Source organism: Vibrio sp. 10N.222.55.B11 (assembly GCF_041473705.1).
In the GTDB taxonomy this organism is placed as follows: Bacteria; Pseudomonadota; Gammaproteobacteria; order Enterobacterales; family Vibrionaceae; genus Vibrio; species Vibrio crassostreae_C.
In genome coordinates this window covers 1-5,787 of the sequence record NZ_JBFRST010000096.1, presented here as the reverse complement: position 1 = coordinate 5,787, position 5,787 = coordinate 1, and the positions used below count along the sequence as shown (strand labels likewise).

At 42.6% G+C, this 5,787-nt stretch carries 2 protein-coding genes and 1 pseudogene; all 3 read left to right on the top strand.

All coding sequences use genetic code 11. From position 1 onward, the window contains the following. Window positions 1–695: 695 nt before the first annotated feature. The 3 genes and pseudogenes from ltrA (at window position 696) to AB4503_RS24520 (ending at window position 5,533) form a co-directional block, all read left to right on the top strand. Window positions 696–2,169, top strand: a pseudogene (gene ltrA, locus AB4503_RS24530) (group II intron reverse transcriptase/maturase). A 676-nt stretch (window positions 2,170–2,845) separates the two neighbouring features. Next, entirely contained in the window at window positions 2,846–3,415 is a 570-nt protein-coding gene (locus tag AB4503_RS24525) for a hypothetical protein (RefSeq protein ID WP_016799065.1), read from the top strand. A gap of 583 nt (window positions 3,416–3,998) precedes the next feature. Then, window positions 3,999–5,533, top strand: a protein-coding gene (locus AB4503_RS24520) for an IS3 family transposase (RefSeq protein ID WP_372101472.1) whose coding sequence is annotated in 2 segments (ribosomal slippage) — window positions 3,999–4,452 and window positions 4,452–5,533 — 1,536 coding nt in all. Because the reading frame shifts where the segments join, the coding sequence is not laid out codon by codon here. Window positions 5,534–5,787: the final 254 nt, after the last annotated feature.

The following is a 5,787-nucleotide window of genomic DNA, read 5'->3' as shown; positions in this document are numbered from 1 at the left end:
CTGTTTCCATGAGTAGCAAGTAATAAAGTATCCTCTTAAAATGGCAGCGATCGCATCGGTACGCTGCTATTCGTTCTAATGAATCATTAGAGTAGTAGCTCTAGCTCATTTCTGCCCGTGCGACCTGAAGTCGTATGAAGCGTTGTTCACCACGACAAGAGTGAACCATCTGTATCACCAGATGACCCTAAGATCCTGAATAAAGTAGCGGATCTGACAATGTAACGAAACTTGGCCGTTAGGCTGAGTGGGAACAAAATCGTGAGAGGATGTTCCTCCTGAAAACCACAATTCGGGTAAGTGCTAGGGAGTCAATATGATGAACGTATGTGAATCCATTAAAGGTGCGTCATATGATGAAGCAGCGGAAGTGGTTAATACGCTGTGGCCAAAACGGCAACGAGAGTCGGAAAGGAGTTGGGCATTGGCCTTTCGTGATCAAAGTACTCTCCGCACTAGAGTGGGCATCTAAGTTGACATTTTACGTAACATACGGAACAGGGTAAGCCTGTATCGCTCCCTATGGGAAAGCCCTTGTGGCCGATAGTGATGCGGGTAAAGGAGGTCGGAGAAAGCGAAGGCTGCATTGTAACGATGCAGATACAGACTCGTGTCTGGTCACGAAAGTGAGCCCACTTCCGACTGGTCTTTCGTTGCGAGAGAGTTTGAAGAACTTTATTTAAGGAGAAACGCAAATGATGATTTCTAAAGAGATTAGTGCCTCTCCTGACAGTGCTCAATGGCAGTCTATCGACTGGAAACCTATTGAGTCGCATGTATTAAAGCTTCAGATGCGTATCGCAAAGGCAACTAGAGAAGGTAAACACGGTAAAGCGAAAGCCTTGCAGTGGATACTAACCCATTCTCGCTCAGCCAAGCTTCTTGCAGTAAGGCGAGTATCTCAAAATAAAGGTAGTAAAACGTCTGGAATAGATGGTGTCATCTGGAACACAGATGCACGCCGCATAAAAGCAGTTAATCAATTGAGTCGAAAGGCGTACAAAGCCCAACCGCTCAAGCGTATCTACATCCCTAAAAAGAACGGCAAGCTCAGACCATTAGGCATTCCATGCATGATTGACAGAGCGCAACAAGCCCTCCATCTTCTTGCATTAGAGCCTATATCGGAAATGCTTGCTGACCCTAATAGTTATGGATTTAGGCCAAATCGCAGTACTGCCGATGCAGTTGGGCAGTGTTTCAAATGTTTGGCATTAAAGAAATCAGCTAAATGGGTACTTGAAGGGGATATTAAAGCTTGTTTCGACAAGATCGGCCATCAATGGCTTCTTGATAACATCGTTATTGATAAGAGAATGTTGGAACAATGGCTAAAATCTGGCTTTATGGACAAAGGTCTGTTTTATCGCACCGATGAGGGAACACCGCAAGGTGGGATAATATCACCAACCTTGATGCTAATGACTCTTGCTGGACTTGAGCAGCATATTAAGTCTACGGCCCTCAAAAAGGGTAGTAGAGCCAATTTCATTGGATACGCCGACGATTTCGTCGTCACCTGCGCTTTAAAGGAAGTGTTGGAGAACGATATCAAACCGTTGATCGCTGAATTTTTAGCGGAAAGAGGCTTAACATTATCCGAAGAGAAAACGCACATTACACACATCGATAACGGCTTTAACTTTCTAGGGTTCAATCACAGAAAGTACAAAGGGAAATTGCTCATTAAACCGAGTAAATCTAACACATTGCTGTTCTTGAGCAATCTGCGCGAACTCATCAAAAAGCATGCAACAACCTCTGTAAACGATCTTATCAAACTGATAAATCCGAAATTAAGGGGTTGGGCTAATTATTATCGCCATTGCGTGGCTAAACAGGTATTCGGATATGTAGGTCATAAGCTATTTCTTGCATTATGGTACTGGGCAGTGAGGCGTCATCCGACAAAATCCAAAACTTGGGTGGCCCTTAAATACTTCGTCAACCGAAAAGGCCAATGGCATTTTCATGGTTGGCAGAAGATCATGGATATGGATTGCCAGTTCAATCTCTTCCAAATAGCCAAAGTACCGATCGAGAGACATGTAAAAAATCCGAAGTGCAGCGACACCATATGACCCTCAACACCAAGAATACTTGGCTAAGAGAAAGTCAAAAAGGCAAGCTCGCAACTCTTGGAAGGAGCCTACTCTCGCTGCTTTATAAGTTGCTGGGTATCAAACGATGCCTTCGTGAAGGCTTGAGCCTAGTGCAGTGAAAGTTGCACGCTGGGTTCTTAGGGGGACGGCACTTGGTAACAAGTGTCGTCTACCCGACCTAAATTGGTTTCGCCAAAAAGTCTGCATTCACAGTCGAGTGGTTTTTGGCCTAATAGAACTAATCTGACACCCAAACTCAAAAAGAACGTAAACTGGGTATCAGAGTGCAGTTCTTAGTTCAAAGCAACTCGATGACTTTTGCTCTACAAACCGATCTTAAAGCGTCACAAACTTACAAGGCGTTATGGAAGCATACCGCCTTGATCAAGTGTCTAAAATCTTCGCTAAGAGCGTTTGAGGTGGTCTGAGGGCTGTTTCTGATAGCAAACTCGCACATTTACCAAATAGTAATAATAAACACCGATTTTTGTGAGGTTGTGTTGCAACAATTTTAAAGCCGTCCTCCGCAATCTAAAACTTGCGTCAATAAGAATTAGCAATTTCGCAGTAAAACCTCGCCCGATGAGGATGATCACAGGGATATTAAGTGTTCTTTACTATAAGGATAAGGAGCGCCATTTTATAAACTAAATAGCGGCCTTGCCCCTGGTTGAATGCTGTTTTTATATACAGTATATTTGGCTGGTTTTTATTCCCGATTTATACGTTTAACGGAGCAAAATATGAGTAACACAGGTGAAGATCTAATTTTAGCTATAGAGAATAATTCAAAACTGATGCAATTGAGTAATTGCCCATCTGTACCAGTTGAATTTAGTCGTGCTGTTTACGGTTCTGTTCAGAACGATTCTGGCAATGGTTCTGTTATTGAAAATAAAGGAAATATGCAGAGTCAAATAAATACGGCTCTTGCTTTTTCCGGAGCAAACTCAGAAACAGAAGTGTGGCATTTTTTAATGGGGTCAGCTGTTCACCATTTTGTAGTTGTTCCATGGTATAAACAATCAGCGCCTCAAGGTGTTGTATACACTATTTTTATGGCTTATGAAGATAAGTACAAAGTAGATAATTATGTAAATAAGAAAAGTCCAGCTCCTACAGGGACTAAAGGTTATAAAAAGGTTTGGACAACTAGCGATTTGAGTAATATGTTTTCTGAGTTACTAACAAGTAGCGATGCTTGGGAAAGTTACTTTGGAAATGTTGGAAAAAATCAAGCAACTAAAATTACTTATTGGAAGTACAAAACAACAACTTTATCTTCTGCTATCACTAATGTTAATAATTATTAACGTACCCCAAATTAGCGTTGAGGTATGATGGTTTTTTGATCAATTAGCGTTCATGCTAAACCCTGTTATTTATGGCAAGGTAAGCATAGCGTGAGCTTGAAAAGCTCATTATTTCGGTATCCGTGGAAGCCTCCTCCTTTCCATTACGTTGGCTCTTAATACGTTATGGCGCGTAGAGAGGGGGAGGTAGTTTCACAGTAGTATTTAACGTTGCTGAATACACATTTACCATAACGACACTTAGTGCGAACCCAGATTTAGATGCAAAAAAAACCTCCCAATCGGGAGGCTTTTTCTTAGAGAGTGTCATGAAAGCTAATCTTTACTGCATTATGAGTATAGATCAGGTTTTAGATGTGTGTGATTTTGCCTTAATTTAATTTAACGGCACTTAGTGCGCACCTAACCCAATACTTTTGCTAGCGCGATGCTACTCACCGCACTAGCACTTCACAAGTAAATTTGCCATACCTGTAGTTATTGATGGTTTTCTAATTTAGAAAAGGCACTGGCAAGGTTTCCCTATCTGGCAGGGTAGTTGTCACTGTTAAAATTTAACCAGTTTGGGCGATAAAGAGTAATTGTGTCTCGTATCTCAGTAGAAAGAAAAGAAGCTATCTTGAAGAAGCTATTACCTCCCTATTCGATGTCAGTGAAAGAAGTGTCGGAAGAGGAAGGAATTAGCACTGCGACCCTGTATCATTGGCGCCAGCAACTCAGAGGTTCAGGAGCCGCCGTGCCAAATAGCAACACTTCATCAGAGCAGTGGTCTGCTCAAACTAAACTCGCCATTGTTGCCGAGACTTACTCGATGACCGAAAGTGAACTCAGCCAATATTGTCGTGAAAAAGGTCTTTTCCCTGAACAAATCCAAAGTTGGCGCAGCGAATGTATGCAAGGGTTTAAGTCGAGTAAAGAGCAGGAAGCTGAAGCAAAGAAGCAGGCTAAAGCTGACAAACTTGAAATCAAAGATTTGAAGAAAGATTTACGACTCAAAGAAAAAGCACTCGCTGAAACGGCCGCCCTCTTGGTACTAAGAAAAAAGCTGAGAGCCTTTTACGGGGAAGAGCCAGAGGACGACTAACCTCAACCGATGAAAGGCAGACCATAGTGACTCTAATCCTTGAAGCGAAGCAATGCGGATGCCGTTTACAGCTAGCTTGCCATGAAGTTCAAATTGACTTGAGAACCTATCGTCGCTGGTATCAGCAAGGAGAAGTTCAAGCTGACAAAAGGCCAATATGCATCAGACCTGAGCCTGCTAACAAGCTGTCTCAGGAAGAGCGTGATGCGATTGTCGAGGTGTGTAACCGCTCTGAGTTCGCAAGCTTGCCTCCAACTCAAATCGTCCCGACACTGCTTGATAGAGGTGAGTATATCGCCTCTGAGTCGAGCTACTATCGAGTACTGAGTACGCAGGGGCAACTTCACAAGCGAGGTCGTCAGCGGAGCAGACAGAAGCAAGCGAAGCCAACCAGTTACACAGCGACGGACTCAAACCAAGTCTATACGTGGGATATCACTTACTTACCTTCAAAGGTTCGAGGCCAACACTATTACCTGTATGTCATTGAGGACATCTACAGTCGAAAAATTGTTGGTTATGAAGTGTATGAGCATGAATGCGGTGAGCTAGCGTCACAACTTCTGCAACGAACGTTGATGCGAGAGCAGTGCTTCAATCAAGCACTGGTTCTTCACTCAGATAATGGTGCGCCGATGAAGTCGTTGACGTTCAAAGCAAAAATGGAAGAGTTAGGTATTACTTCATCGTATAGTCGCCCAAGAGTCAGTGATGATAACCCGTCTGTTGAGTCATTGTTCCGCACGGTAAAGTACATGCCAAGCTGGCCAACAAAGGGCTTTGAAACAATCGACAGTAGTCGAAGTTGGGTTGAAGCCTTCGTACGCTGGTACAACACGGAGCACAAGCACAGTAAGCTGAATTATGTCACGCCTTCAGAGCGTCACAATGGAAAAGATAAAGAGATCTTGAAGCGCCGAGCGGAGGTACTACTCGCTGCAAAAGAGCTAAACCCTGAACGCTGGCCTGGTGATATCAGAAACTGTGAACCTGTTGGTGACGTTCACCTAAATCCAGAAAGAGAAGCTGCTTAATAAGTAAGCAAATGATGACAACTACCTTGAAAAACACCGTTATTAATCAATAAAGAACCACACGTAGGAATAGTTAGATTCATATTATTTCTCCCCAAAAAGACCATAAATGTGACTTTCATCACTGAAATTTTATAAAGCCTAGTCGTAAATTGTTAAATTTTTGATCTTTTTGTGAATAACGTCACATAGTGCTGAAATTAAGAACTTTTCAAATCTTTTAACATTCAAATTATTCTGTTTGACTATAGAAT